The sequence below is a fragment of the Paenibacillus periandrae genome (assembly GCF_022458865.1).
Taxonomy (GTDB): Bacteria; Bacillota; Bacilli; order Paenibacillales; family NBRC-103111; genus Paenibacillus_S; species Paenibacillus_S periandrae.
Genome location: NZ_JAJNMU010000004.1, coordinates 281755 through 308644, shown reverse-complemented (window position 1 = coordinate 308644; position 26890 = coordinate 281755). Strand labels below are relative to the sequence as shown.

Genomic DNA, 26890 nt, shown 5'->3' with positions numbered 1-26890 from the left:
GTTGTCGGGCGAACAAAGCTGGGAGTGATACTTATGAGTGATGCCCTATTGAAAATTAGCAACCTGACTGCAGAGTTTAAGACGGACAAGGGTGTGTTCCCGGCGATTAGCGGCGTTAATTTAACGATTAATAAGGGGGAAATCGTGTGTGTTGTCGGCGAAAGCGGGAGTGGGAAAACCGTAGCCTCGCTTTCCCTGATGAATCTCATTCCCGCGGTAGGGAAAATAACGACAGGCGAGATCTCGTTTGAAGGTCGGGATTTGCTAAAGGTTAAAAAAAAGGAAATGTCACAAATTAGGGGGAAGTCCATCGCGATGATTTTTCAGGACCCGATGATGGCTTTGGATCCCGTATATACTTGCGGCAGCCAGGTTATTGAAGCCGTTCGAATACATCAGAAAATATCGCATCAAGATGCGTACGACAAAGCGATAGAACTGCTAAAGCAAGTTGGCATCCCTCACCCGGAACGATGTATGAATGCTTATCCCCATGAACTTTCCGGAGGGATGTGCCAGCGAATCAGTATTGCGATGGCGCTGTCATGCAGCCCCAAGCTTCTTATTGCGGACGAGCCCACTACGGCGCTAGATGTGACGGTGCAGGCGCAAATTCTGGAATTGTTGAAAAAAATCAGGAACGAAATGAATATGAGCATTATGCTGATTACGCATGACCTCGGAGTTGTAGCCGAAATGGCTGACCGTGTTGCCGTTATGTATGCGGGAAAAGTCATGGAGGAGGGGGATGTCAGGTCGATTTTTCACAATCCGCAGCATCCGTATACCCAAGGACTCATCAAATCGATCCCTCATATGGGTCAAAAGAATGAAAAGCTTTACAGCATTAGCGGCATCGTTCCGAGCATCAGCTCGATGCCGGACGGCTGCCGGTTTAGCCCCAGATGCCCGGATGCGGCTGATATTTGTCGGCAAAAAGAACCGGAGATGATGCAAGCCTGTCATAACGGCAAGGCTCGCTGCTGGAAGCTGGATCAGGCATGGAGGGAAGGTGAGGCGGGATGAAGGAGATTCTTTTGGAGGTTAACAACGTTAAAAAGTATTTCCCTTTAAAAAAGGGTTTTTTTTCAAAACGGCTCGGATATGTCAAGGCGGTTGACGATGTCAGCTTCTCCATATTCAAGGGGGAGACCTTCGGACTTGTCGGTGAATCCGGCTGTGGGAAAAGCACGCTGTCCCGCGTCATTATGCGGCTTACCGATGCTGACAGCGGTGAAATTAAATTTGAAAATATCGACCTGTTGAAATTGAAGGGCGAGCATTTAAGGAAGCAGCGCGGCAAATTTCAGATGGTGTTTCAGAAGCCGTTCGAATCGCTAAATCCGCGAAGAACGGTTGGACAGATCATAGGAGCGCCGTTTGAAATTCACGGTGCGGCTGCCGGAGCGGACAAGGACAAAAGGGTTAAGCGTCTGCTGGAATTAGTGGGCCTAAGTCCACAATATATCAACCGTTATCCTCATGAATTTTCAGGGGGCCAGAGGCAGCGGATCGGAATCGCACGGGCGATTGCGTTAAATCCCAAGCTTGTCGTATGCGATGAGGCTGTATCCGCTTTGGATGTGTCTATCCAATCCCAGATTCTCAATTTGCTCGACGATCTGCAGAAAGAATTTGGTTTGACCTACTTGTTTATTTCCCACAATTTATCGATCGTCAAGCATATGAGCAACCGTATAGCTGTCATGTACCTCGGGAGTATTGTCGAGATTGCCGATGCTGAGGAATTATACGCTAATGCCAGACATCCATATACGAAAGCGCTGCTGTCCGCCATCCCGATGCCGGACCCCGATTTCAACAAGGAGCGCATTATATTGAGCGGCGACGTTCCAAGCCCTGTTAATCCGCCGACAGGCTGCAGGTTCTGTACAAGGTGCAAGGAGGTCATGCCGATTTGCAGCGAGGTCGCACCAGAGTTTATTGAGCTAAGCGACAGGCATGCCGTTGCATGCCACTTATTTACAAACGCAAGTGCAGAAGTACAACAACCGGTTTTGCTGAATAGAGGGTGATCGAATGGTACGTTATTTGGGTGAAAAAGTAGTGCTGCTTATCGTTCAGGTGCTTGTCGTCGGTACTTTGGTGTTTTCGTTGATTCACTTTATGCCAGGTGATCCTGCCGTTCTCGTACTGGGTACGGAAAGAGGAGGAGACGCTGTGGCAGTGGCGGAAATGCGCCATACGCTTGGGCTGGACCAGCCTTTATTTATGCAGTATTGGAATTGGCTTGTTAACTTTGTGAAATTTGATTTGGGGCAATCTCTTTATGATAAAACCCCGGTCAACACATATATCTCGCAAAGGCTTCCGAACACCATAGAGCTGGCGATTGTATCGATCATTCTCGCCATGATCATCGGAGTGCCGCTTGGTATTGCCGCTGCCTTGAAACGGCAGAGCTTCATTGATTTGGCGCTTTCGTCTGTGGCGGCATTAGGCGTTTCTTTCCCCGTCTATGTGCTGGGCGCCTTTATGATTCTCATGTTCAGCTTCAAGCTTCAATGGCTTCCTGCCAGCGGCTTTGTCGAATTTACCGATAACCCGGGTAAGCATATGCTGCGCCTGATCCTGCCTTCTTTAACGCTGGCACTCGGCTTGGCGGCTTCGATCGCAAGAATGACGCGTTCGTCGATGCTGGAGGTATTAAATAAGGATTTTATTCAAACGCTTAGAGCAAAAGGGGTACCAGAGTGGAAGATTATCTCTAAGCATGCTTTCCGGAATGCGATTATTCCCGTCATCACGATCATCGGCCTGCAGCTCGGCAACCTGATCGGGGGTACGGTGCTCATCGAGTATTTGTTTAACTGGCCGGGAATGAGTACGCTGCTGGTCAAATCGATAGCCAACCGTGATTATCCTTTAATTCAGGGCTGTATCGTCGTTATGGCCACATTCTTTATCGTAGTTAACATATGGGTTGATCTGTTGTATGGCTTTATGGACCCAAGAGTTCGCTAAAGCCAAAGGCAGCACGTACTGTGAGATGCCGAATATCGTCAAGGAGTTGGATGTATGCTGAACAAGTGCATCAGGAACAGAACGTTTGTCATCAGCTTTTTAGTGCTGCTTCCTATATTAATCATTGCCGCGATCGGACCGTGGATCATTCCTCATGATCCGCTGGAAATCCATCCCGATATCGTACTGAAATCTACCCTGCCGGAGTATCCCTTCGGCACGGATGAATTTGGCAGAGACATATTAAGCAGGCTAATTTTGGGAATACGCCCTTCGCTTACTGTAGCGATAGGCTCTACTATAGTCGCATTTACCGTTGGGCTGCTGCTCGGGATCGTATCAGGCTACTTCCGGGGAATTGTTGAAAAAACGATTATGCGGGCTGTGGATATCGTTTTGTGCTTCCCGCCGATATTGCTGGCATTGATGGTCGTAGGCTTCTGGGGAGCAGGCATCAAAAATCTGATCATTATTATCGGAATCGTCTATGCTCCTCACTTTGCACGGATCGCCTACTCATCGACCTTGCAGGTCAAGCAGCAGGAATATGTAGAGAGTGAACTGTCATTGGGGGCATCTCATATGCGGGTGTTGTTCGGCTGTATTTTACCCAACATTATGTCCCCGCTGATCATCCAGATCAGCTTGACTATAGCTGCCGCCATTCTTCTTGAATCCGGACTTAGCTTTCTAGGATTAGGCGTAATTCCCCCTGAACCTTCATGGGGGCAAATGATTGGTCAATCAAGGGGGTATATTAGCTTGAACCCGATGTATGCCGTTTGGCCTTCTCTATGTTTAGGCATCACCATTCTAGCCGTCAATTTGTTGGGAGACAGTCTGAGAGACATTTTGGATCCGAAATTAAACCGCTCTTAAGCTTTTGGTAATAATGGCACCATTTCTAAAAGTCCGGTAAATAAGTCTCCGCTGCGCGACCAAATATCCTTTCGATCGCTGTTGTTTCCATATTTTTTGGAATGTATAACGCTTCTCCAGGTCAATTTGGTCGCTTCGCTCCTTATTCACCGGACTTTTAATGGATGTCCCTATTATAAATACCGTATTATAAACAATAAGGGGAGGCATGAAGTATGGTGAAGCGTTTGTCTAGAATGATGTTCTTAATTATGGTTGTTGCTTTGATTGTGAGCGGCTGTGGAGGGGCTGAGCCGAACAAAGCGGCGGATTCTGCCAAAGCCGACAACACGGATAAAGGAAGTACTAAAAACGGCAACCTCATCTTCGGTCTATCCGGCGAGCCGACGAGCATGGACCCGCTGGTGCAGAACGGTCCAGGACGAACGATCAAACTTGCTATCTATCGCGGGTTGGTCAATTATGACAAGGAAGGTAAGTTAAGCAATGAATTGGCGGAGTCTTATTCTTTATCATCTGATAAGAAAACGTACACAATTAAGCTTCGCGACGCTAAATTTCAAAACGGCGATCCTGTAACCGCTGAGGATGTGAAATATACTTTCGAGAGAATCGCGAATCCGAAAAATAACGGGACGTTCCGCAATGAATTATCTGTCATCGACAAGATTGAAGCGACTGACGCCAAAACGGTTGCTTTCATATTAAAAGAGCCATCCGCTCCTTTCATTCACTACTTAGCTCTACCCGAGTCGGTTATTGTATCTAAGAAGTGGACCGAGGAGAAAAATGGCGACTTGAACTCAGCCCCAATGGGAGCAGGTCCTTTTCAGTTTGTTAAATGGACGAAGGGTCAAGAGTTTGTTGTGAAAAAGTTCGATGGGTATTATAAGAAGGATAAGGGTAAGCTGGATAATATAAGATTCGTTTTTTATCCGGATGAGAACACAAGAGTCAATGCGCTTAAAGCCGGCGATGTGGATTTGATCGACTATGTGCCTTGGAAGGACGCGGCTGCGATTGAGCAGGACACGAAGCTGAAGCTTGATAGTGTAAGCGGACCTTTTATGCAGCTGCAATTCAATACGCAGTTTGCACCGTTCAGCGATCCTAGAGTCAGAAAGGCCATTTCGTATGCGATCGAACGCAAGTCGATTATCAACACAGCGTTCAACGGTCGCGGGAAGCCGATCTACGGTATGGCTATCCCGCAAGGTTATATGGGTTATAATGAAAAGAATGAGAACTATTTCGAGTACAATATTGAAAAGGCGAAGAAGCTTCTTGCAGAAGCGGGTTATCCTAACGGCTTTAAAGCGCGATTGCTAGCTACTTCACAATTTTCATTCCACCAGCAAACGGCGGTTGCTGTTCAGTCCGAGCTAAAGAAGGTTGGGATTGACATTGAGCTTGACCTTCCTGATTGGGCTACCCGTGTGAAGAAAAATACCGAAGGCAATTATGATTTTGTTGTGGCGGGTACATCGGGGGATATAACAGATGCAGACTGGCTGAGCAACTTCTACACCGGCGGCCCTGCAAGACTTAACAATTCAGCTTTCTTTGATGACGCACAAATTAACAAGCTGCTGATCGACGGAAGAAAAGAGCTGGATGATACGAAACGTAAGGAAATCTATGAAAAATTGATTGACCGTGCGCTGGACTTGTCGCCGTTCGTGTATTTATCTTGGCGCGAGCAAGCCTTTGGAATGAAGGCGAACGTCGAAGGATTTAAGAACATGCCGGGATTCTTATCGTTCCAATCCGGCATTACGCTGGAGGATACATTTATCAAGTAATGGCCGCCCGAGCTTTGGCAGCCCCCAGGTCATTTTGTCTGGGGGCTGCTTATATAAAGGTTGCCCGTCCTATAAGAGTTCAGTACAATAGATTCAACATCATATTTACAAAGTGCTTTCACCGCAGCGGTAGGAAGGACATCTGACCGCGTAGCGGGACTTATTCACCAGCCTTTTAGGAGGGGAAACCAATTCTGTACAAGATGAAGCAATGGATTGGTTTTTTGTATCGCAATCTGCAGATTCGGATCATCATTTCCATTGTCATACTTGTTTTTACAGCCGTCTTCTTTTCGTTGAACATCAATTTTAAGCATACGGAGACGTTATTCGAGAAAGAAACCTCCGACCTGTTAATCAGCAACCTTGAGCAGGTGGGCAATCAGGTCGAGAATGTGACTTTGGACATGATGAAGATATCGAATGTGTTAAGTCTGGATGATACGATCACATCGAATTTAAGCGCTTTTGCCCGAACCCCGGTTTTCAGGCATTCAGCAGGATGAAGCTTCCGCAAGAGCTGACCACTGAAGATTATGCGAGAATGTCCAAGATCGAGAATCGCCTGAATTATACAAAAAACAACAATTTTTTCAATTACAACGCGCATTTAATCATGATCAGCCCCGATGGCATTGTCAGCAATGTAATGGGTAATATTGTAAGCGATATCGATAAGAACCAAGAGTATTTGAATTTCAAGCAAGAATTCGGCTTTTGGCTGAAAGAGGATGAGTGGTTTAATTCGCTCATTCGCCATGAAAGAGATTCGGTCTGGACGGTTCCCTTCATGTACCATTCGTCCAACTTAAATGACGATAAGCAATACGTATCCCTTGCCAAGTCGGTCAAGAGCAGCTTTACCGGTGAAATGCTCGGTGTCGTGATGATTAATTTGGACCTGGATAATTTTGTATCGTTGTTCACAGTTCGTTCCAAAGGCTCGATTCTGCTGCTGGATAGTCAGGATCGAATTATTAAAACCTCAGGCGAGGTTGAGATCAACGATATTAACAATGTGAAGCAGGACCTGAAGCTGTACGGTACGCAAAAGGGGTATTTTATCGGGGCTTCTGACAAAAAGCGGTATATGGTTACTTATTATATTCTCAACCGGCTGAACTGGACGGTCGTATCGGTTATTCCTTATGAAGATGTGATGAAAAATACGTCAAGCCTTAAAAATCAGGTGTTGACTATTAATTATATTGTATTTGGTTTATTTCTATTGTCGAGCGTTTCGCTGATTCTGTATATTACCAATCCTTTAAAGCTGCTTATTAAAGATTTAAGGAAGAAAAAAATCGGGGTTTACAGCCTGGGTACGAAGGATATTACGTACTCCAACGATGTGAACAGTATCGTCAGAAGCTTTGACCATCTGTTTAAAAGGGTTGATGAGCTGGTTCTTAAGGTAGTCGAAGAGCAAAGCAGAGAACAAGAACTGAAATATGAAGCGTTGAAGGCGCAGATTAACCCGCATTTTCTGTTTAACACGTTAAATATTATTAAATGGACGGCGATGATGAACGGGGCGGGGAATGCCTCGAATATGATTGCCGATTTGGGAAGGCTTCTGGAGGTCAGTATGAAGAAAGGCGACGAGGAAATCACCTTAAAAGAAGAGCTGCATCTCGTTAAAGCGTACATGAACATCCAAAGCGCTCGTTATAATGACAGTTTTGAATTGCAGATGGAGATCGACCCGAGCTTGGAGAAGTATCAGATCATCAAGCTGTTGCTGCAGCCGGTAGTGGAAAACTGCATTCTGCATGGGCTCAAGAACAAAAAAACCGGCGGCCAGATCCAGATCGGAGCGCAGCTGGAAGCAGGATGCTTGCGGATCGATGTGACCGACAACGGGGAAGGAATTGACGAGCGAAGAATCCATGAAATTTTTAATGAGGCGAGCGAAGATACAGGAATTCAGCACAAATTCAGCGGCGTAGGCCTCCGAAACATTCATGAAAGATTACAGCTTAAATATGGTGAGCCGTTCGGATTGCGAATATCGTCATTCGGGGGAGAAGGGACAACGGTGTCTGTAATGATCCCGGCGATGATCAAAGAGGAAGACAATTCCTATTAAGGCTTGAAGGAAAGGGTGGTCAATCCCATGCTAAAAGTCATTATCGTGGACGATGAAGCATTAGTCCGAATAGGTATCAAGTCATGTATTGAATGGGAAAAGTACGACTTTGAATTTGTCGGGCAAGCGGAGGATGGCGTGCAGGCGTTGGAGCTGATTGAGAAAACCCGTCCCGATATCGTGCTTACTGATATATTAATGCCGAATATGAATGGCCTGGAGCTGATTGGACAACTGTCAACCCGTTACCCGCATATCAAAGTCATCGTTTTAAGCTGTCATAATGAGATGGATGCCGTCAAAAAGGCGATGAGACTTGGAGCCGAGGATTATATATTGAAGCTTTCTATGCAGCCGGATGGTCTTTTGGAGGTGCTGCTCAAAACAAAGGCGCAGGTGGAAAAGGAAAGGCTGCAAAATGAAGAGAAAATCAATTTTGAATCGGTGCTAAGAGCGAATAAACAGGTCATAAAAAACGGGCTGTACAAGAAATTGGTGAGCGGCTCTATCGCTTATTCCGATTTTCAAAAGGAAGCGTCGATTATGCAGGTTCAGCCGGATTTTGGTCATTTCCTTGTTATTTACTGTACCATTGATGATTATTTTAATGCCCCAACCAAAAGCAGATTGAGAGACAGTCATTTGTTAAGCTCTTCGTTTCTTAATATATTGAAGGAAGGGCTTGCCGAATTTACGAAAGCCGAGTTTGCCGAGTTGGATGATGGGGATTATTTGATCCTGCTGGACGCCTCGGTTCATGCAGCGTCAAACCAGCAATTGATGACTGAATTTTACCGCAAAATGAATCATTCTCTCAAACGCTATTTAAACATAACCATTTCTTTTGCGGTTTCGGGAAGGACCAACAGCCTGAAGGATGTTCCTGTGCTCTATAGTAAAGCCAAACGTGCTTCCGGATACCGTTTCTACCAAGGGAGAGAATGTATTATTTTTGTCGACGGTATGACGGAGTTCATAGATAAAGAAATTATTTTCGGCTTAGAGGAAGAGAAGCTGTTGATTGAATATATTCATGCTAATGATTATGACGGTGTGAAGATTGTCATCGACCGTTTTTTTAACACGATTTTGTCCAAGAGGATCCATCATCCGATGAGGATCAAGATGGCCATATTAAATGTGCTGTACATTTTCATGAAGGTATTCAAGCCTTATGAGGAGCATATGCCTCCGGCGTACAACGATTCAAACATGAAATGGACGGAAATGATCCTAGACGCAGAAACGATGCATGACATCAAAGGATACGTAGAGGAATTTATTGCCGGGTACATCCAGTCGATGCTTTCCATCAAGGGAGAGGCGGCAAGGCCTGAAATTATGAGCGTCAAGAGGTTTGTTTACGACAATATTGAACAAAATATTTCACTTGAGGATGCGGCCAAATTTTCAAACATGAGCAGAAGCTATTTTTCCTACATTTTCAAGAAAGAAATGGGCGATAGCTTTACTAATTTTGTGAATCGCACCAAGATGGAAAAAGCCAGAGAATTAATTTTAAAACGAAACCTGAAGGTATATGAAGCTGCGGAGCAGGTAGGGATTAAAGATGAGGCCTACTTTAGCAAGCTGTTCAAGAAATATATTGGAGTCAGCCCCGGAAAAATTAAAGGAAAAGGCGGTACTTATGAGTAATTGTAAAATTTGCTTGAAGGAGCAAAGCTCCGATCCGTATTTTGTTATGGAGAAAGGCCATTATGTGGTCTACCATGCTCCTGTGGAAAAGCAGCTTGTTGGTTATTTGTATGTGGAGCCGAAGAGGCATGTTGAATCGTGGCATCACTTAACGTTGGATGAAAAAAACGAGCTTCCTGAGATCATTGCACAGCTCGAAGAAATGCTCTATCGGGAGCTGCAGGCTGAAAGGGTATATACGCTGACCGTGGGAGAGGTTGTCAGACATCTGCATATCCATCTCATTCCAAGGTGCGCAGGTGCAGCGATTGATGGACTTGAGCTGATTCAACGGGCAGCTGGTCCTGCGGGTACAGGGCAATCCGTATGTGAAGGGGAAATCAGGCAGTTTATTGAGAGCATACAAGCACTCAATGGTAAATAACAAGGTGTAAAGAACCGAACATGTAAAATACCCTTCATCTCCACTTGGATTGTGGTTTTGAAGGGTATTTTTTGCACATGTACCGGAATTGGCTGGATTATGATAAGAATACGCTCTTAAGGCTTTGTTGTTAGCTCGAACCGAATATATGTCTCTTTCACTAGTGTAGTCAAGCGCGGCGGTGTTTAAGGATTCTGCACATCCTTTTACAAAATAATCAAGAAAAAAGTCAGACTTTGGTAGGAGAGCAAATAGTACTGCATGTTTTGGAAAGAGGCTGAATGATCCTGAAAAAAAGTTAACGTTACATGACCAATGGTAAATATTAGGTACGCATTTTCAGAACATGTAGGGCCAGTCACCCAAAAAAGACTCATTTTTGTGATAAAGGACACAAAAATTAATCAAAAATGCGAATTGTATAAGAGTTTATAGTTAAAATCTGGTTGTTGATTTTTATCATTTTATATGTTTCAAAAGCTGGTTTTTGGGTAACTATCATTGAAGTCTCTACATAAGTGTTACAATTCATAGTTAGACAGGGGAGATTTAACAAATTCATCAGATCGCCCAATGTTCTTGGTATTTGTGTAATTGAAGAAAATGTTTAGCAAACAGGATAATAAGGGATGGTGATGCTGGTGAAAGCAATTGCGGTCAAAGAGGACCGCGCAATTTATTTCTTTCGGTACTGTTCACTCTTACTTACCTCTCTGATTTATTTATTAGGCGACAGGGATCCGCCATTCATGTTTAAGTTGAGTATAATTTTGGCGTTGTTTATTTTTGTAAAAGGAATCACAAATATTTATAAAAGGATCCAAGAATCCCCATGGAAGTTCAAGTCAATTTTATGTCTGGAAACGGTGGGGATGTTTCTTCAACTCCTATTCACAGGCGGATTCGACAGCCCATTTCTATGGTGCGTCATGAACCCATCGTTAATCGCGGCCAGCTATATCTCTGCTGCTTACGGCTGTTTATTGCTGCTGGGGTACTTGCTGCTTGCTACATCATTCTTTTATTACATGTCTGGCGGCAGCTATGAATCGATTGGGACCTTTTTATTGGACAACAGCTACTTTTACTTGCTGCTCCTGCACATGATTTTTTTCATTCATGTATTAAACGATGTGAAGAACAAGCTGGAGAGGGCGAACACACGGACCAACGAGACGTTATGGCATATCAAGTCGCTATATCAAATCGTAGAAGCAGCAGCCCAAAGCGAATCAGGCAACCTAAGAAAGATATTTACTGAGTTTGCGTTAAGGTTGACCGACCAGAAAATGGCTTTTTTTTGGGACTCAAACGCCAATGAAGATGATGAGCGATTAATTGTCCACGGAACCACGGGCAGTGAAGTCGTGGCGTCGATAGGTTTTGCAATGGAATCGAGATCGAAGGAATTTCAAAGCCAGGATAGCCCATTGTTAGTCAACCTGTTTTTTCACGGTGAATATTTGATTATGCCGGTCAAATCTACAACAAGATTCTGGGGAGTGCTCGGTATCAAGATGGAGGCTTATTCTCAGGAGGAAGGAAAACACTGGTTCGTTCAGCAGCTTTATTTTCTATCTGAGCTATGTGCCATCGTTCTGGAAAGGCATCAGCTTGAGCGTATCGAGAATCAATTGATCATTATTGAGGAACAGAACAGGATCGCTGCTGAAATGCATGATAGTGTATCACAGCATATGTTCGGTATTGTGTATGCCACACATTCTTTAATTCGACAATGGCCAAACATCCCGGAAAAGCAATTGAAGGAGCAGCTACAGCTCATTCTCGAATCATCCAATATCGCTTCACAAGAACTTCGCTCATCCATTTATAGTCTAAGCTCCAGAAAAAACGGTAGCTCCTTTTGGGTTAGCACGGTCACATCCCATCTGGACAGCTTGTCCAAGCTGCATACGGTGGAAATCCGCATGAAGGTAACAGGGGACGAGCATCGTCTGCCTGTTAATCATCAGAAGGCCTTCTTCAGGATTATTTCCGAGGCGGCCGGTAATGCCATTCGTCACGGATGCAGCAGTTCCATTGAAGTAGAGTTAATTCTAGCGACGGGTGAAGCCAGGCTGGTTGTGAATGATAACGGAGATGGTTTTGATGTATTTGGACGATTATCCGATCCGAAGCTTAACGGACTTGGTGTCAGTAACATGAAGTTTCTTGTGCAATCCTTAGGCGGAACTATTGAAATTCGCAGCAATCAGGGAAAGGGTACCCAAATCCTAGTCATAATGCCTATTGATTATTACGAAAAAAGAAATTAGATCTCCCAATATACGAAAGTAGGTGCTTGAGTATGAAGATTGTTATTGTAGATGATCATCCGTTGGTGAGAAGAGGATTGTCGGCGGTACTGACTCTTGAACACGATATCGAAATTATGGGAGAATCTGAAATGGTTGAAGAAGCGATAGAGTTGATCGAAGAAACGAAGCCTGACTTGGCTATTGTGGATATTAAGCTGGGCAACCGATCAGGATTTGAAGTTGTTGAGCAGTTAAAGGATTCATCCTGCCGTTGCATGATACTGACTTCTTCGATGATGGAGATGGACGTTAGAAGGGCCGAGGCTGCTGGTGCGGAAGGGTATGTGCTGAAAGAAGCGCTTCCTGAAGAGTTGTTATTGGCTATTAAGCTTATTTTCAAAGGCAAGAAATATTATGACCCTGGTCTGATGGAGATTTTGTTCAAAAAAGATGATGACAATGACTTGCATAAACTAACTCCCAAAGAGCGTGAGGTTCTCATCGGCCTCGGAGAAGGGTTGTCTAACAGCGGCATAGCGGATAAACTGGTAGTTACTGAATTTACCGTTAAAAAACACGTAAGCCAAATTCTAAGTAAATTGAATTTGAACGATCGTACTCAGGCTGCTTTATACGCACATTCCAGAGGACTTGTTAACTTTTCTATGGACACTGCAGGCTCCATGCATCAAAATTTCCAGTAATCCTATTTCTCATAAGATTCGGGTGCACCCTATCCTACCTACTACCTCCTGAAGGCTAAGTCCTTTTGGGAGGTTTTTTGATTTGCCATATTCTCATCTGGTACAAAAGTATACTTTTCAGATATTAAATAGAGGGGGACAACCCTGCACAAAATAGCTTCAAAAATCATAACATCGGATAATACCCAAAGTCCCAGCGTTACTATAAGATTTATCTATAAGCAGAATTCTCGACATAGGGTGAGCAAAAATAATCGATAGTTAGGATACGGGAGGATGACATGGAGAAAACGATACTTGATTACTTCATCATAGTTCGAAAAAAACTATGGTTGATTGCACTGTTTGTTCTGCTCTCTTGTGTAATGACTTACTACGTCAGTAAGACGTTCGTCCAGCCTGTATATCTTGCAACTAACCAACTGCTGGTCAACAGTGTCATGAAGGACTCAGAATCTATCAGCCTTAATGATGTCAACATGAATCTAAATCTGATCGAAAGCTACAAGGAGATCATCAAATCAAACACGATTACCGAAGCATTAATTGCTAACCACCCTGAACTGCAGCTGACAAGAGAACAATTGGACAAGAAACTGAAAGTAAGCTCCGTCGATAAGACGAACCTCATCAAAATCGAAGTGGAAGACAGCAATTATGGCAAGGCGGTTCTGATTGCCAACGAAATAGCACAAACCTTTATAAACGAAGTCCCAAGCTTAATGAATGTGAACAATGTCAAGATTCTTTCTCCCGCTAATCTGGGTAAACTGCCTGCTCCGGAAAATGCCAGTATCGCGATGAATCTCGCCGTCAGTTTCATTCTTTCTGCGATGGCGGCTCTCGGTGTGGTATTCTTCCTGGAAAATATAAATGACACCCTTCGTTCCGAAAAAGAAGCTGAGCATTATGTAGGTTTGCCGGTTCTTGCAACGATTGGAACGATAAAGAAAACTAACAAACGAAAACGATCTAAAAACATGAGCGAAGAGGTGAGTGATCAAACTTATGTCACTGTTAAGTAATGTACTTGTCACTAAGACTGATCCAAGCTCTGCCGTTGCCGAATCTTATCGGTCTTTACGTACTTCAATCAGGCACAAGAGACTTAAAAAGTCGGATGAGGGAATCGTCCTCATGATTGCATCTCCTAAAGCACAGGAAGGCAAGACGACTACCTTATCCAATCTTGCTGTCACCTTTGCGCAGGACGGTCAGAAGGTCGTTGTCGTCGATTGTAATTTACGCCAGCCTTCTTTACACGCGATATACGGTCTGCCTAATGATGCTGGACTTGCCCAATATCTAAAGTCGGCTGCTCCTGTTCAAGGCTGCACTTCCAAGGCCGCACTTCCCAATCTGCATCTGATTACGTCGGGAGGGCAGCCACCTAATCCTTCGGAGCTGCTGGGTTCCCCAAAAATGGCGGAGCTGTTGGATCATTTAAAACAGCAATACGATGTGGTTCTTCTGGACTCGCCGTCCGTATTGGATTTTACAGATGCCGGGCTGCTTGCAGAGTACAGCGACGGTATCATGCTGGTTGTCAAACAAGACAGGACTAAACGTGAGTGGGCCAAACAAGCCAAGGAGAGGCTTGAACAATCAGGGGCCAGGATGCTGGGTATGATCATAAACAAATAAGAGTGAGCTTCCACAAATCGATAGGAGGATAAGAGAGATGAAAAAAGTGAAGAAAGCAATTATTCCTGCAGCAGGATTAGGAACACGGTTCTTGCCAGCTACGAAGGCAATGCCCAAAGAAATGCTTCCAATCATCAACAAGCCAACTATCCAGTATATCGTGGAAGAAGCAATTGAGTCTGGGATTGAGGATATTATTATTGTGACTGGTAAAGGCAAACGAGCGATTGAGGACCATTTCGACAATGCTTTTGAATTGGAGAGCAAGCTGCTCGAAACCGGCAAGCTGGAAATGCTGAGGGAAATACAGCGTTCCGCCAAAGTGGAAATCCATTACATTCGGCAGAAGGAGCCTAAAGGCTTGGGACATGCAGTCTGGTGCGCAAGGAGATTCATTGGGAATGAGCCGTTTGGTGTACTGCTTGGTGATGATATTGTCACTAGCAAGGTTCCTTGCTTGAAGCAGCTTATTGACCAATATGAAAGCTCCGAAAATTCTGTTATAGGTGTTCAGAAGGTACCATCGGATATGACCCACCGTTACGGTATTATTAATCCCGGTAGACAGCAGGATCGGTTGTATCAGGTGAATGATTTTGTAGAAAAGCCTGAGCCTGGAACGGCTCCCTCCAATTTGGCGATTATGGGCCGTTACGTATTCTCCCCCAAAATCTTTGAGTTTCTGGAGCTTCAAGAGAAGGGGGCAGGTGGAGAAATTCAATTAACGGACGCCATTCAAAAGCTGAATCAAATCGAGCAGGTGCTCGCCTATCAATTTGATGGGATTCGGTTTGACGTAGGCGAACGACTCGGTTACATTCTCACCACACTAAGCTTTGCTCTGCAAAGTAAGGACCTTCGTCACCCGGTGTTGGATGCTATGGCTTCCATGCTCATCACAGAACAGTATCCGTCCATACTCGATCATAAAGGAGGTAGGGACAATGGGTTTGCGAGAACTGCGGGAGGATTATGATTATGCTGTACCGCACAAGAGATATTATGGCAATGTAGCCCACAAGGAGAAGAGCTACGCTGCATATCTGTTTATGAAACGTATGCTGGATATAAGCTTATCCTTATGCGGAATCCTGTTCCTACTCCCCTTATTGGTCCTTGTAGCTGCATGGATCAAAATAGAGGACCCGAAGGGAAAAGTTTTCTTCAAACAAAATCGGGTCGGTAAGGACGAGGTACAGTTTCCGATGTACAAATTCAGATCCATGGTTTCCAATGCTGAACAATTAAAGGAGCAATTGAAGGCTCAGAATGAAGTCAGCGGTGCGATGTTCAAGATGAAAAACGACCCGAGAGTCACTCGTGCAGGCAGGTTTTTACGCAAAACGAGCATCGATGAGCTTCCCCAATTATGGAATGTATTGATAGGCGATATGAGCTTGGTAGGACCGCGTCCTGCACTTCCGAGCGAAGTGCAAGAATACACAAATTACGATAAAAAAAGGCTGGTTGTAACGCCAGGCTGCACAGGCCTTTGGCAAGTAAGCGGAAGAAGCAGCGTAAGCTTCAAGCAAATGGTCGAGCTGGATTTGAACTATATCAAAAAACGCAGTATAGGGTTCGACTTGAAAATTATATTTAAAACTGTATTTGTACTATTGGGCTCTAAAGATGCCTTTTAATTCGTAAAAGACAGGGAGGGGAGCAAATCCATGGTGCCTAATAACCAGCAGCTGCATGTCTCCATCGTGATATGCACCTATAATCGGGCTGATTTGCTGCGTATAACTTTAGAATCCCTGCAGGGCTTGTCCAGTCTCGATAGGGCTGAGGTGATTATTGTGGACAATAATTCCACCGACCATACACGCAGCGTTGCGGAGTCCTATATGAAGCGCAATACGGGTCATGTGGAGGTGGGTTATTACTTCGAGCCCAGTCAAGGACTGTCTGCAGCGCGAAATAAAGGAATCCAGGTGGCGAATGGACCTATTATCGCATTTCTGGATGATGATGCTATCCCCTGCTCTGAATGGATCAGCACGATTATTGCCGTATTCGAAAGCAGGCAGGACGTTTATGCGCTTGGAGGCATTATTCGCCCTAACTTTGAAAGCGATCGCCCTGACTGGTTGATTACATCGCTTGAATTGCCGTATACGATTGTGGATATGGGTAGTGCAGTGAGAGAGTACCCGCCGAAACGTCATCCGTATGGAGCTAATATGGCAATCCGCAGTTCGTTTTTTGAAAACCATTCCTTCCCAACGAATCTTGGCCGAAAAGGAAGCATGCTGCTGTCAGGCGAGGAATCCTGGATATTCGATAGAATGAAAAAAGAAGGCAAAACGATCCTTTATCATCCGGGGATGGCTGTCGTTCATTTTATCCCTGCCAGCCGGTTGACCCGGGAATGGATTCAACAAAGGTACTATTATCAAGGGATTTCAAATGCATGTATGCATAGTGGTTTTGGTAGTAAGGTTAGCCTTCTCGGTACGCTGGCAGGTAAAATGCTCTACATTATTGCTGCTTCTTTATTCGCCCGCAATGAAGGCAGCAGGCTGCTGATCAAATGTAGGCTGGAAAGTATACGCGGTACGCTCGATATGCTAAGGAGACGCGGAAATACGCCGCTGGTCAGGTGAGGGTGCCTATGACGGACCTTCATCTACATTTGAAAAAACCGGTATATGTCACAGCTGCCTATGTATCCACTGCATGGATAACTGGAATCGCAGCGGTTTACCAGCCCGTCTTAAGTATCCTTGGAGTAGCTCTCCTGCTCCTGCTGGCTGTTACCGTTCATAACCCGGCGCGAATCAGCTACCCGGTACTACTGTCTACGGCCATATCCGTCAACTACATCATTGATGCTGATGTGTTCGGTATTGAAATGATCTCGTTGTATAAGCTTGGGATTCTGGTGCTGCTTATCCCTTGCATGCTTCAAAACGGAATTCGCTTGAGGTTTGTGTATCCCATTCTTGCGTTTGCCGCCATGCTGTTTCTAACTTTATTTTTCTCGGAATGGCACCCGAGACTAAGCGCTTCTTTATCGCTGAAAGCTTTTATCGGACTTGCGCTGCCGTTCGTCTTTCTGTTGATCCAATGGAAGAAGGAGATGGCGCAGCGGCATATTCAAATCATCTGCCTGCTTCCTCTGGTAAGCGTTGCAGCAGGACTCCTCCTTCAGCTCGCACATCTGTATTCGTTTCTTGATGTCGAGTTCACAGGAGCTGTCAGGGTGCAGGGAGCGAATATTGCACCGCACTTGGCGATGCTGGCTTTTTTGGGAATTACAATTGCTCTGATTGAAACGAAACGCAATCCGGATAAGGCGAAGTTTTTTTATTTTACGTTAGCCGCCAATTTTGCAGTGCTAATCGCAACAGGAACACGCGGTCCGATACTAGCCATGCTGGCTATGGTTGCGTATTACTTCTTTGATATCGTCAGACAATATGTCAAAGGCAAGGTTATGCTGATTATTCCGCTTGTTTGTTCCGTAGCCTTGCTTGCGGCAGCTGTGTATGTGCAGTGGGACAATATGACGAAACGTTCCTTTGAACGTCAAACAGGTACGGGAATTGACTTATCTGGCAGAACCGAAGCCTGGGCATTCTTCCTGAAAGGAGTGGAAGATTCTCCGATGGCAGGCAGAGGGCTTGGCTCCGTTACGGTTGCAAATGACGGTAGCTTATATAAGGGATTTGTCGTTCCGCATAATGAATATATTCGCTTCTACTATGATTCCGGCTACATCGGATGCGGACTACTATTTCTGTCTCTGCTGATTGTATTTGCTTTGATTTACCGGAATCTAGCTCCCAGCATAAAGGTTTATTATTTGGCATTTATATTCGGGTTCTTCCTGTATTCCTTTTCGGATAATACATTGTCTACCGTTCAATTCATTATTCCGTTCTGTTGGTACTTGAACTGCCTGTATCTGCTATCCAGGATAATCCCCAAAAAAGAAGATGTGATCCCATGAGTAGAGTGAATATGTTTAATGTCAATTTTGATAATTATGATTTTATGGATCTGCTCGGATTCATTGATGAAGTAATTCGCCAAAACAAACATTCCTACATTTTAACCTGCAATGTCGATCATTTGATCAAGCTTAGAAAGGATACCGAATTTCAAAAGGTATACTCAAACGCCGGGGCGATTGTTGCAGACGGAATGCCGATTATATGGGCCTCGAAGGTGCTAAAGAAGCCGTTGAAGCAGAAAGTATCCGGTGCCGATCTGTTTGAAAAACTGGGAGAAGCTTTTGAAGATAGGCAATACCGTTTGTTCTTCCTGGGATCTGCAGCTGGAATTCCAGAACAAGCGATGAGAAACCTTAAATCCTTATTTCCAGGTATGAATATCGTCGGCTGTTATTCGCCTTCATACGGCTTTGAAAACAAGGAAGAGGAGAACCGGCATATCGTACAGATGCTGATTGAGGCGAAGCCGGATATTGTATTTGTTGGCGTAGGCGCTCCTAAGCAGGAGAAATGGATATACCAGCACTACTTGAATTATCAGGTTCCGGTTTCTATTGGAGTTGGGGCTACCTTTGACTTCATTTCTGGCTCGGTCAAAAGAGCTCCCGATATTATGCAAAAAACAGGATTTGAATGGTTTTGGAGACTTGTACAGGAGCCCAAAAGGCTGTGGAAACGTTATTTGGTCGACGATTCCATGTTTATCGTTATGGTATGGAAGGAGTTCAGGAAGCAATTCAAGCTGAAACGGAGGGGAGCGTAATGAATGATGAATCATTCGTCTGGAATACCCGGAGGATGGCTTCTAATTGGGTACCTGCCCTTATCGTGATGGCTGTCATATTCGTCCTTTCCTCCCAATCCTACGAGCAGCAGACGATCAAGACGCAGCTAACGCATGTGGTGCATAGTACTAGCGTGAGCGATTATTTATCTAACATCAAGATCCAATACGGCTCACTAACGATTGACGGCAATAAAGACGGACCGGGTGGAGTGCTTGAATTTATGATCCGTAAACTTGCCCATGTCATCGAATATTTCCTGCTGAGCATAAGCTTGCTTAGAGGTATCCGCTATACGACAAAGCTCCGACTTCCCAATGCCATGATCATTACACTCTTGCTGTCCGTCTGTTTTGCTGTGACGGATGAGTTTCACCAGTTGTTCGCGATCGATCGCGGGCCCAGACCGCAGGATATTGTTCTTGATACAGCAGGTGTGTTGATCGGGATACTGGTATACGGCTTGCTTGCATTATGGAAGAAGAGAAGACTTGTCAATACGTACAAGACGGAGGGCTTATGAGAACGATAAAAGAGCTGTATTCATATCCCTTCATGAATAATGCGGCTGTCGTTGGCTTATGGGTATGTGCTGCATTGCTTGTTTCTGTCATTATTGGCTTTTCCAGCGCAAACCTGAGCCATGACATCAGTACAGAGATTGCAATCTTGTCAGTGATTCTGTTCCCGGCCTTCGTTATGGCATTGCTTGAATCACGCAAGATTGTCCCTTATATTTTGCTTGTCTGGGCCGTATGCCCTGAGATTAGAAGAATCGAGGATTGGCTGGAAGGCTCCTATCATTCCGTTTCGATGTTAAGTCTGGCACCGCTTCTTACAAGCGCTGTTCTCATTATTCCGGTTCTGGCCAATATACACAAAATCGACTCACCCATTCGCAAAGTGCTTTTATTCCTGTCTTTGGCTTTGCTCTACGGATGTGTAATCGGTCTTACGAAGAACGGGGTAGGTACCCTTTACGATTTGGTCAATTACCTGATTCCGATGCTGTTAATTCCGTATTTTGCCGTTGCTCCATTTGAAAAGAAAGATTTGGACCGGTTGCTTATCACCTTCTCCAATATAGCGATTCTGGTTGCGGTTTACGGAATTATCCAATATATGACGGTGCCGCCATGGGATGCTTTTTGGATGAATCATGTGGAAATGAGCTCGATAGGCAAGCCCTATCCGCTGGAAATACGTGTATTTTCCACTCTGAATTCGCCGGGACCTGCCGGTATGTTTATGGGGACTGCGCTTGCACCGATGATTCTGGAGAAACGATGGCGCGGAGCCTTGGGTTGGATTGGTATCCTGCTGGTAGCCGTAGGCTTGCTCATCACACTTGTTCGCTCGGCGTGGCTGCTGCTATTCATCGATATTGCTGTCTATACGATGCTCTCATCGGGAACGCATAAATGGAAGCTGCTAACTCAAATAGGGGTGGCTGTAACCGCTATGTACTGGATTATCCCGAAGCTGCCGGGTGCTCAGGTGCTTATTGCCAGACTGGAAACGATGACAGCCATCCAGGACGACCATTCCTACAACGAACGATTGGATTTTTTTCATACGGTTTTCCCTATGATGCTCAGCCAACCGCAAGGATTAGGACTCGGAAGTATAGGTGTCGGAACGAAATTGGACAATGGGGGCGCACTTGGTGAATTTGGCATATTCGATAACGGGTTCGTTGCCGTCTTTCTTACATTCGGTATTATTGGAGGATTTCTATTCTTTCGAGGGCTGACACTGATGGTCAAATATCTGATTACACGAAGTGAGGAAATGGCTGGATTTTTATCATATCGAAGTATGGCGGTTGCCTCCATAATAGGCAGCATAGCGAGCTTGATGTTTGAGAATGGCTATACGGGCTTGAGGGGCTTTCTGCTGTGGAAGATGGTGGGTATAGGGATCGTGGCGCATAAAGCCATAACACAGGGAAGGAGGCGAAGCCCGGATGCAGCAGCAGATCAACTTAAAGTTAGTACGGATTAGGCCGATATTCGGGTTACTTAAAGCACTATTGTCCAGTAAGAGTAATATGGCGAATACAATCAGAACGATGCTCTTCAGTATTTTGATATTAGGAATTAATATGCTTACGGGTATTTTAACCGCACGCTTTCTGGGACCGTCTGGACGAGGCGAGCAGACGGCCATGGTGTTATGGTCACAGTTTCTCGCCTTCAGCTTTACTTTCGGCATTCCTTCAGCATTAATTTATAACGTCAAAAAGAACATACAGGATGCTGCCAAGCTGTATACGACTGCATTGTGGATGGGGCTAGCTGCGGGAACTATAGCTATGGCTGCGGGAATTATCTTTCTGCCCTATTGGCTCAATTCTTATTCCCATAATGTCGTGCTGTTCTCACAATGGTCGATGCTCTTTGTTCCCTTGATCGTTCTCTCTCAAATCAACAATGCCATGATGCAGGTGAGAGGAGAATACAAGCTGTACAACCGGCTGCGGTTTCTGATTCCATTAAGTACGCTGGCCTGCTTGGGTATTCTGATCTTGTCGGGAACTATGCATGCTTATACATCAGCAGTCGCGTATTTGGCTCCGGCGGTTCCTTTCTATATATGGACGACACTGCGTTTAATTCAAGCCTATCAAATCATCTTGAAGGATGCTTTTCAAACCTTCAAGCAATTAATTAGTTATGGGATTGGCTCTTACGGTAACGATTTAATGGGTAATCTTTCTTATTATATTGATCAGATTGTCATAGTTGGGTTACTGAACCCGGCGCAATTGGGGCTTTACGCGGTTGCAGTCAGCCTCTCGCGGGTGGTCAACGTCTTCTCCACTTCGATAATCGCGGTGTTGTTTCCCAAAGCATCGGGCTTGCCGAAGGAAGAAGTAGTACAGCTGACCTTTCGTGTATTTCGCATTAGTACCTGTATCGCCATCATGGTATCGGCAGCCATTATGGTCATTGCGCCTTATGTCCTGACTCTGCTGTATGGTAATGAATTTAGGGAGGCGCTCGGCGTGTTCAGGCTGCTGCTGCTGGAGGTTTCCATATCCGGTGGAACGATGGTTCTGGCTCAAGCTTTCATGGCGCTCGGTAAACCGAAGGTTGTCACGATTCTTCAGGGGCTTGGACTGCTGCTCGTCATTCCGATGCTGATGCTGCTCGTTCCAAAGCTTGGACTTACCGGCGCAGGGATTGCGATGCTGTCGTCCGTATTAATCCGATTTCTGTTCATTCTCATCAACGTGCGATTTACCTTGAAGATGAAGATCCCGTGGCTTCTGATTACCAGGGAAGATGTGCGTTGGTTAATATCAGCGTTATCTGCGTATAAAGCGAACAAGTCTGCTGAATCAAGCGAATAAAGGAGGTGTAAAACCGATGATCGACCATTGTGCTTCTGCAGGGAAGTATCTCATATCTGCGGTCATTATTGCGCAGGATGATGAGTCAAGGATTGCCGGTGCTATAGCTTCCTGCAAAGCTTTCGCCGATGAGATCGTTGTGGTTGACGGAGGGAGCAAGGACGGTACCATTCGAGTCTCCGAGCAATTAGGCTGCAAGGTGTATCAGAATCCTTGGCCTGGCTATGCCAAGCAGCGTATTTATGGGAGCGAGCGGGCATCGCATGACTGGATATTCGTCATCGATACCGATGAGGTGGTGAGCGAGCTTTTAGCCAAGTCCATACTGGAGAGAAAGAGAGATCTATCAGATGGGAAAATAGCTTATGCTGTGTTTCGAATCGGAGATTTTTTGGGTCGTTGGATGGGGAAGGGAGAACGTCTGGTTCGTTTATATAATCGAAACAACGTTCAATATAAAGACAGTCTGGTTCATGAAATACCGGATGTATCGAATACACAGGTTATGAATTTACAAGGGACATTATGGCACTACGGTTTCCGCAGCATTAACGATCATGTTGCCAGGTTTAACAAATATACCGATTTAGAGGCGGAGGAGGCCGTTATTGCGGGGAAGCCGTTTAGATGGATTCGATTGCTGTACCGTCCTCCGGCGCGTTTTATACAAAAATATGTGATTCAGGGATTGTACAAAAAAGGTGTTCCCGGCCTTGCCGTTGCTATATTCTGGGCGATGTATGAGTTTCTGGTTTGCTTAAAGCACTATGAAAGTGCTCTTGTTCACAGCAAGGTGAAGCATCGGCATGAAGAAGAACCGCTAAAGGAGGGAAAGAAATATGCCATCCAATAAGCTGCAAATTCTGTCTATCGGGATGGGCTGGCCGTCTTCCCAGGCGGGTGGGTTGAATACCTACTTTAAAAATATTTGCGAAAATCTTTCAGACCGGAGTAAGCTGCATGCTCTGGTATGCAGCAAGGATAACCCAAAGGTTAGAGAGGGAATGCGCGTTACCAGCATCGCTGATCCTGATATGAAACTCGCGAAGAGGCGGAGCATGTTCCGCACGTATGCAGCCAAGCTGATGGATGAGCAGAAGATTGACATCCTGTATTCGCATTTTGCCCCATACGGCGTGGGGGCCGCCGAGGAAGCCAGGAAGCGAAATATTCCGATAGTCATGGCGTTTCACGGTCCATGGAGCGAGGAAATACGTGCGGAAGGGGGCAGCCTCACGCACCGTATCAAAGCATGGATCGCCAAGTCGATGGAGATGAAGGCCTACAGGCTTGCAGATGCTTTCATCGTATTGAGTGAAACCTTCCGTGACGTTTTGCACCATCAATACGGGATTCCAGTTGACAAGATATTCATAATTGCCGGTGCGGCTGATATACGGCGGTTTCAGCCGTCCGAGGACCGAAGGGAGGTACGGAGAAGTCTTGACTTGGCGGAAGATGGCACAACGGTGCTGACGGTAAGAAGGCTGGTCAATCGAATGGGCTTGCTGCAATTGCTCGATGCGTGGAAGGAAGTTGTCAAGCACTTTCCTGATACTGTGCTTTTGATAGGAGGGAGGGGGCCGCTAAAGGAGCAATTGGAAAGCCGAATCGCGGAATACGGTCTCGAGGGCAAAGTTCGACTGCTTGGTTACATCCCTGACAGCGATCTTCCCAGATATTATCAGGCCGCTGATTTGTTCGTAGTGCCCACCCAATCGCTGGAAGGCTTCGGATTGATTACCGTCGAAGCCATGGCCTCAGGACTTCCCGTGGCAGCAACGCCTGTTGGAGGCAGCCGGGAAATATTAGAGAAGTTCCGCCCCGAAATGCTGTTCAAGAGTGAGAAGAGCAGCGCTATCGCAGAAGGGATCATTCGTTTAATGAAGCATAAGCAGCAGTGGCCTACCGCTGAACAATGCAGGAATCATATTCTGGACAACTATACGTGGGAGCATGTAACGAACCAGGTGGAAGCTGTTTTTGAAACGGTGCTTGACAAGTATCGAAGCACCGACGGCCGGGATCGCAATTTATGGACACCGAGCATACGGAAAGGGAGGCATGATGCGGATGTTAAGAGTAGCGTACATTGATCATACTGCCAGATGGAGTGGCGGAGAGGTTGCCCTTTATAATATTTTGACCCATCTGGGCAGCCATGTGGAACCGTTGGTCATTTTGGCGGAGGAAGGCGTCCTGGCCGACAGACTGAGGGAAAAGGGAATCCAGGTTCGTGTCATCACCATGAATGAGAAAGTCAGAAACCGCAGCCGGAATGCCGTCAATATGCAGATTGTCTCCGCAGCCTTTCAATTATTGTCCTACGGAAGAGGACTTGCCCGGATTTTGAAGGAGGAGCAGGTCGTCTGCGTTCATACAAATTCCTTGAAATCAGCGTTTTACGGTGCGGTTGCTGCGAAATTAGCTGGAATTCCATTGATCTGGCACATCAGGGACCACATCGGCGAGCCCTATTTGAAGCCAGTCGTAGCGAAGGCCATCCGGTTGTTGTCACGTATCCTGCCTAACGGTATCATTGCCAATTCCAATTCTACTCTAAATGCTTTGAAGCTGCCGAAATCGAAGAAAACATTGGTCGTCTATTCTTCCTTTGCCAAAGCTATCAACCCCATACCGGGCGTAACGGTGCTGAAGCCAAAGTTCACTGTGTTGCTCGTTGGGCGTCTTGCCGAATGGAAAGGCCAGCATATTCTACTGGAGGCGGCCAGGTCGTTCTTGCCTGATCAGCATGTCCAGTTCTGGCTTGCCGGCGATGCACTCTTTGGAGAGGATGCTTATAAGGAGGAGCTTATTCGTCAGATTGAAGTATACGGGCTATCGAATGTAACCTTGCTCGGGCATGTCGAGCATATTCAGGAATTGATGCAGCAGGCTGATCTACTCGTCCACACCTCAATTACACCTGAGCCTTTCGGGCAAGTGATCGTGGAAGGGATGGCCGTAGGGCTGCCGGTTATTGCCTCTAATGAGGGCGGACCTACTGAAACTGTTGTACACGGCGAAACAGGATTGCTTATCACACCTGGAGATCCCGCTCTGCTTGCCCGCTCGATCCGTGAGCTTCTGGGGAATCCGGAAGAAAGACGCAGAATGAGTGAGAATGGCAGGAAACGTGTACAGGAGCATTTTGTCATTGAACGAACCGTTACACAAATCACAAACTACTACGAAGGATTAATTTCCAATATTTAACTAAACCATGGGAAAAAAGGATGGATCAAATGAAAATAGCAATAGCGCATGATTATTTGATTCAAATGGGCGGTGCCGAAAGAGTCGTAGAGGTCTTTCATCATATGTATCCGCAGGCGCCTATTTTCACCACGGTTTTTAGCAGCAATGGGCTGCTTGACGCACTTAAGGATGCGGATATACGTGCATCCTGGCTTCAAAAAATGCCAGGAGGGGCAAATAACTTCAAGGGAATGCTTCCCCTTTACCCCTTTGCGATTAGGGATTTCGACTTCCGTGAATTTGATATGGTGCTCAGCTCGAGCAGCGCATTCATGAAAAGTATTCAAGTGCCAAAGGAGACCTTCCATCTCTGTTACTGTCATACACCAATGCGGTTTGCATGGGACTATGACACTTACATGCAAAGACAGTCCAAATCCAATGTGCTGAAGCAGCTTTTGAAGATCTACATGCAGCAGCTTAAAACCTGGGATCAAAGAACGTCAAAGAACGTAAATCAATTCGTTGCCAATTCATCTGTTGTGAAAAACAGGATTCAAAATTATTATAACCGGGAATCCGACGTTATTTTTCCTCCGATCAATACATCGAGGTTTCACAGCTCAGCGACAATCGGGAGCTACTATTTGATTGTTTCCCGGCTTGTGTCCTATAAACGGATTGATCTGGCCGTGGAAACGTTCAGCCGCAATGGACTTCCTTTGTATATCGTCGGAGAAGGGCCCGATCTTGGGCGGCTGCGTCAGTTGGCTAAACGTAATGTGAAATTTCTCGGCAGGCTGGAGGATGGGGACGTTACGAAGCTGATGGCGGAGTGCCGAGCATTGATCTTTCCCGGTGAGGAGGATTTTGGCATTACGCCGCTTGAGGCCAATGCTGCAGGTAGGCCGGTTATCGCTTATCAGTCTGGAGGCGCACTTGATACGATCATGCCGAAGCTGAACGGGATTTTCTTCAAACGTCAAGAAATCGATGATCTGGATGCTGCTATACATGAAGTCGAAAATCACGCTTGGGATGTACAGCAAATCGTCAACCACGCCCGGAAGTTCGATGAGAAGGCATTCATGGTGAATTTCAAAAATTATATAGGTAAAGCTTATGAAAAATTCAGAGAGGGACGGTGAC

The 26890-nt window shown here is 45.6% G+C and carries 25 protein-coding genes; all 25 read left to right on the top strand.

The genetic code is table 11. The features are described from left to right. The first annotated feature begins 33 nt into the window (after positions 1-33). The 25 genes from LRL21_RS08530 to LRL21_RS08410 all read left to right on the top strand — a co-directional run bounded on the left by LRL21_RS08530 (position 34) and on the right by LRL21_RS08410 (position 26889). The gene (locus LRL21_RS08530) at positions 34-1026 is read left to right on the top strand and encodes an ABC transporter ATP-binding protein (protein ID WP_240415349.1); all 993 of its coding nucleotides are present in this window, start codon (positions 34-36) and stop codon (positions 1024-1026) included. After that, complete coding sequence (locus tag LRL21_RS08525; RefSeq protein ID WP_240415348.1) at positions 1023-2036, top strand: ABC transporter ATP-binding protein; 1014 nt, start codon at positions 1023-1025, stop codon at positions 2034-2036. Before LRL21_RS08530 ends, LRL21_RS08525 begins: the two co-directional genes overlap by 4 nt. Positions 2037-2040: 4 nt before the next feature. After that, positions 2041-2985: an ABC transporter permease gene (locus LRL21_RS08520; protein ID WP_240415347.1), complete on the top strand. Its 945-nt coding sequence runs from the start codon at positions 2041-2043 to the stop codon at positions 2983-2985. A gap of 54 nt (positions 2986-3039) precedes the next feature. After that, positions 3040-3864 (top strand): ABC transporter permease, encoded by an 825-nt coding sequence (locus LRL21_RS08515; protein WP_240415346.1) that lies wholly within the window; start codon positions 3040-3042, stop codon positions 3862-3864. Positions 3865-4079: 215 nt separating this feature from the next. Beyond that, complete coding sequence (locus LRL21_RS08510; RefSeq protein ID WP_240415345.1) at positions 4080-5666, top strand: ABC transporter substrate-binding protein; 1587 nt, start codon at positions 4080-4082, stop codon at positions 5664-5666. Between the two features lie 203 nt (positions 5667-5869). After that, the gene (locus LRL21_RS08505) at positions 5870-6172 is read left to right on the top strand and encodes a hypothetical protein (protein ID WP_240415344.1); all 303 of its coding nucleotides are present in this window, start codon (positions 5870-5872) and stop codon (positions 6170-6172) included. A 38-nt stretch (positions 6173-6210) separates the two neighbouring features. Beyond that, positions 6211-7755, top strand: coding sequence for a sensor histidine kinase (locus LRL21_RS08500; RefSeq protein WP_240415343.1), 1545 nt, complete (start codon positions 6211-6213; stop codon positions 7753-7755). A 27-nt stretch (positions 7756-7782) separates the two neighbouring features. Continuing rightward, on the top strand, positions 7783-9411 hold the full coding sequence (locus LRL21_RS08495; protein WP_240415342.1) for a response regulator transcription factor: 1629 nt from the start codon (positions 7783-7785) through the stop codon (positions 9409-9411). Next, positions 9404-9835, top strand: a complete 432-nt coding sequence (locus LRL21_RS08490; RefSeq protein WP_240415341.1) for an HIT family protein — start codon at positions 9404-9406, stop codon at positions 9833-9835. The genes LRL21_RS08495 and LRL21_RS08490 overlap by 8 nt, the downstream gene beginning before the upstream one ends. 929 nt (positions 9836-10764) lie before the next feature. Continuing rightward, entirely contained in the window at positions 10765-12114 is a 1350-nt protein-coding gene (locus LRL21_RS08485; protein ID WP_240415340.1) for a sensor histidine kinase, read from the top strand. A gap of 32 nt (positions 12115-12146) precedes the next feature. Further along, positions 12147-12800, top strand: coding sequence for a response regulator (locus LRL21_RS08480; protein WP_240415339.1), 654 nt, complete (start codon positions 12147-12149; stop codon positions 12798-12800). A gap of 281 nt (positions 12801-13081) precedes the next feature. Next, positions 13082-13825 (top strand): YveK family protein, encoded by a 744-nt coding sequence (locus LRL21_RS08475; RefSeq protein ID WP_240415338.1) that lies wholly within the window; start codon positions 13082-13084, stop codon positions 13823-13825. After that, positions 13809-14444: a CpsD/CapB family tyrosine-protein kinase gene (locus LRL21_RS08470; RefSeq protein ID WP_240415337.1), complete on the top strand. Its 636-nt coding sequence runs from the start codon at positions 13809-13811 to the stop codon at positions 14442-14444. Before LRL21_RS08475 ends, LRL21_RS08470 begins: the two co-directional genes overlap by 17 nt. Before the next feature lie 37 nt (positions 14445-14481). Continuing rightward, on the top strand, positions 14482-15420 hold the full coding sequence (gene galU / locus LRL21_RS08465) for a UTP--glucose-1-phosphate uridylyltransferase GalU (protein ID WP_240415336.1): 939 nt from the start codon (positions 14482-14484) through the stop codon (positions 15418-15420). Beyond that, a complete protein-coding gene (locus LRL21_RS08460) occupies positions 15389-16084 on the top strand; it encodes a sugar transferase (RefSeq protein WP_240415335.1) in 696 nt (231 codons plus the stop codon). The genes galU and LRL21_RS08460 overlap by 32 nt, the downstream gene beginning before the upstream one ends. 30 nt (positions 16085-16114) lie before the next feature. After that, entirely contained in the window at positions 16115-17050 is a 936-nt protein-coding gene (locus LRL21_RS08455; RefSeq protein WP_240415334.1) for a glycosyltransferase, read from the top strand. A gap of 29 nt (positions 17051-17079) precedes the next feature. Then, a complete protein-coding gene (locus tag LRL21_RS08450; protein ID WP_240415333.1) occupies positions 17080-18399 on the top strand; it encodes an O-antigen ligase family protein in 1320 nt (439 codons plus the stop codon). Further along, the gene (locus LRL21_RS08445) at positions 18396-19166 is read left to right on the top strand and encodes a WecB/TagA/CpsF family glycosyltransferase (protein WP_076229381.1); all 771 of its coding nucleotides are present in this window, start codon (positions 18396-18398) and stop codon (positions 19164-19166) included. Before LRL21_RS08450 ends, LRL21_RS08445 begins: the two co-directional genes overlap by 4 nt. After that, positions 19166-19711 carry a VanZ family protein gene (locus LRL21_RS08440; RefSeq protein ID WP_240415332.1) on the top strand — a complete coding sequence of 182 codons (546 nt, stop codon included), beginning with the start codon at positions 19166-19168 and terminating at the stop codon, positions 19709-19711. Before LRL21_RS08445 ends, LRL21_RS08440 begins: the two co-directional genes overlap by 1 nt. Then, a complete protein-coding gene (locus tag LRL21_RS08435; protein WP_240415331.1) occupies positions 19708-21192 on the top strand; it encodes an O-antigen ligase family protein in 1485 nt (494 codons plus the stop codon). Before LRL21_RS08440 ends, LRL21_RS08435 begins: the two co-directional genes overlap by 4 nt. After that, positions 21155-22543: a lipopolysaccharide biosynthesis protein gene (locus LRL21_RS08430; RefSeq protein ID WP_240415330.1), complete on the top strand. Its 1389-nt coding sequence runs from the start codon at positions 21155-21157 to the stop codon at positions 22541-22543. The genes LRL21_RS08435 and LRL21_RS08430 overlap by 38 nt, the downstream gene beginning before the upstream one ends. Before the next feature lie 16 nt (positions 22544-22559). Then, entirely contained in the window at positions 22560-23396 is an 837-nt protein-coding gene (locus tag LRL21_RS08425) for a glycosyltransferase family 2 protein (protein ID WP_240415329.1), read from the top strand. Next, complete coding sequence (locus LRL21_RS08420; RefSeq protein ID WP_240415328.1) at positions 23383-24639, top strand: glycosyltransferase family 4 protein; 1257 nt, start codon at positions 23383-23385, stop codon at positions 24637-24639. Before LRL21_RS08425 ends, LRL21_RS08420 begins: the two co-directional genes overlap by 14 nt. Beyond that, positions 24617-25759, top strand: coding sequence for a glycosyltransferase family 4 protein (locus tag LRL21_RS08415; RefSeq protein WP_240415327.1), 1143 nt, complete (start codon positions 24617-24619; stop codon positions 25757-25759). Before LRL21_RS08420 ends, LRL21_RS08415 begins: the two co-directional genes overlap by 23 nt. A 29-nt stretch (positions 25760-25788) precedes the next feature. Beyond that, entirely contained in the window at positions 25789-26889 is a 1101-nt protein-coding gene (locus LRL21_RS08410; protein ID WP_240415326.1) for a glycosyltransferase, read from the top strand. Position 26890 lies beyond the last annotated feature (1 nt).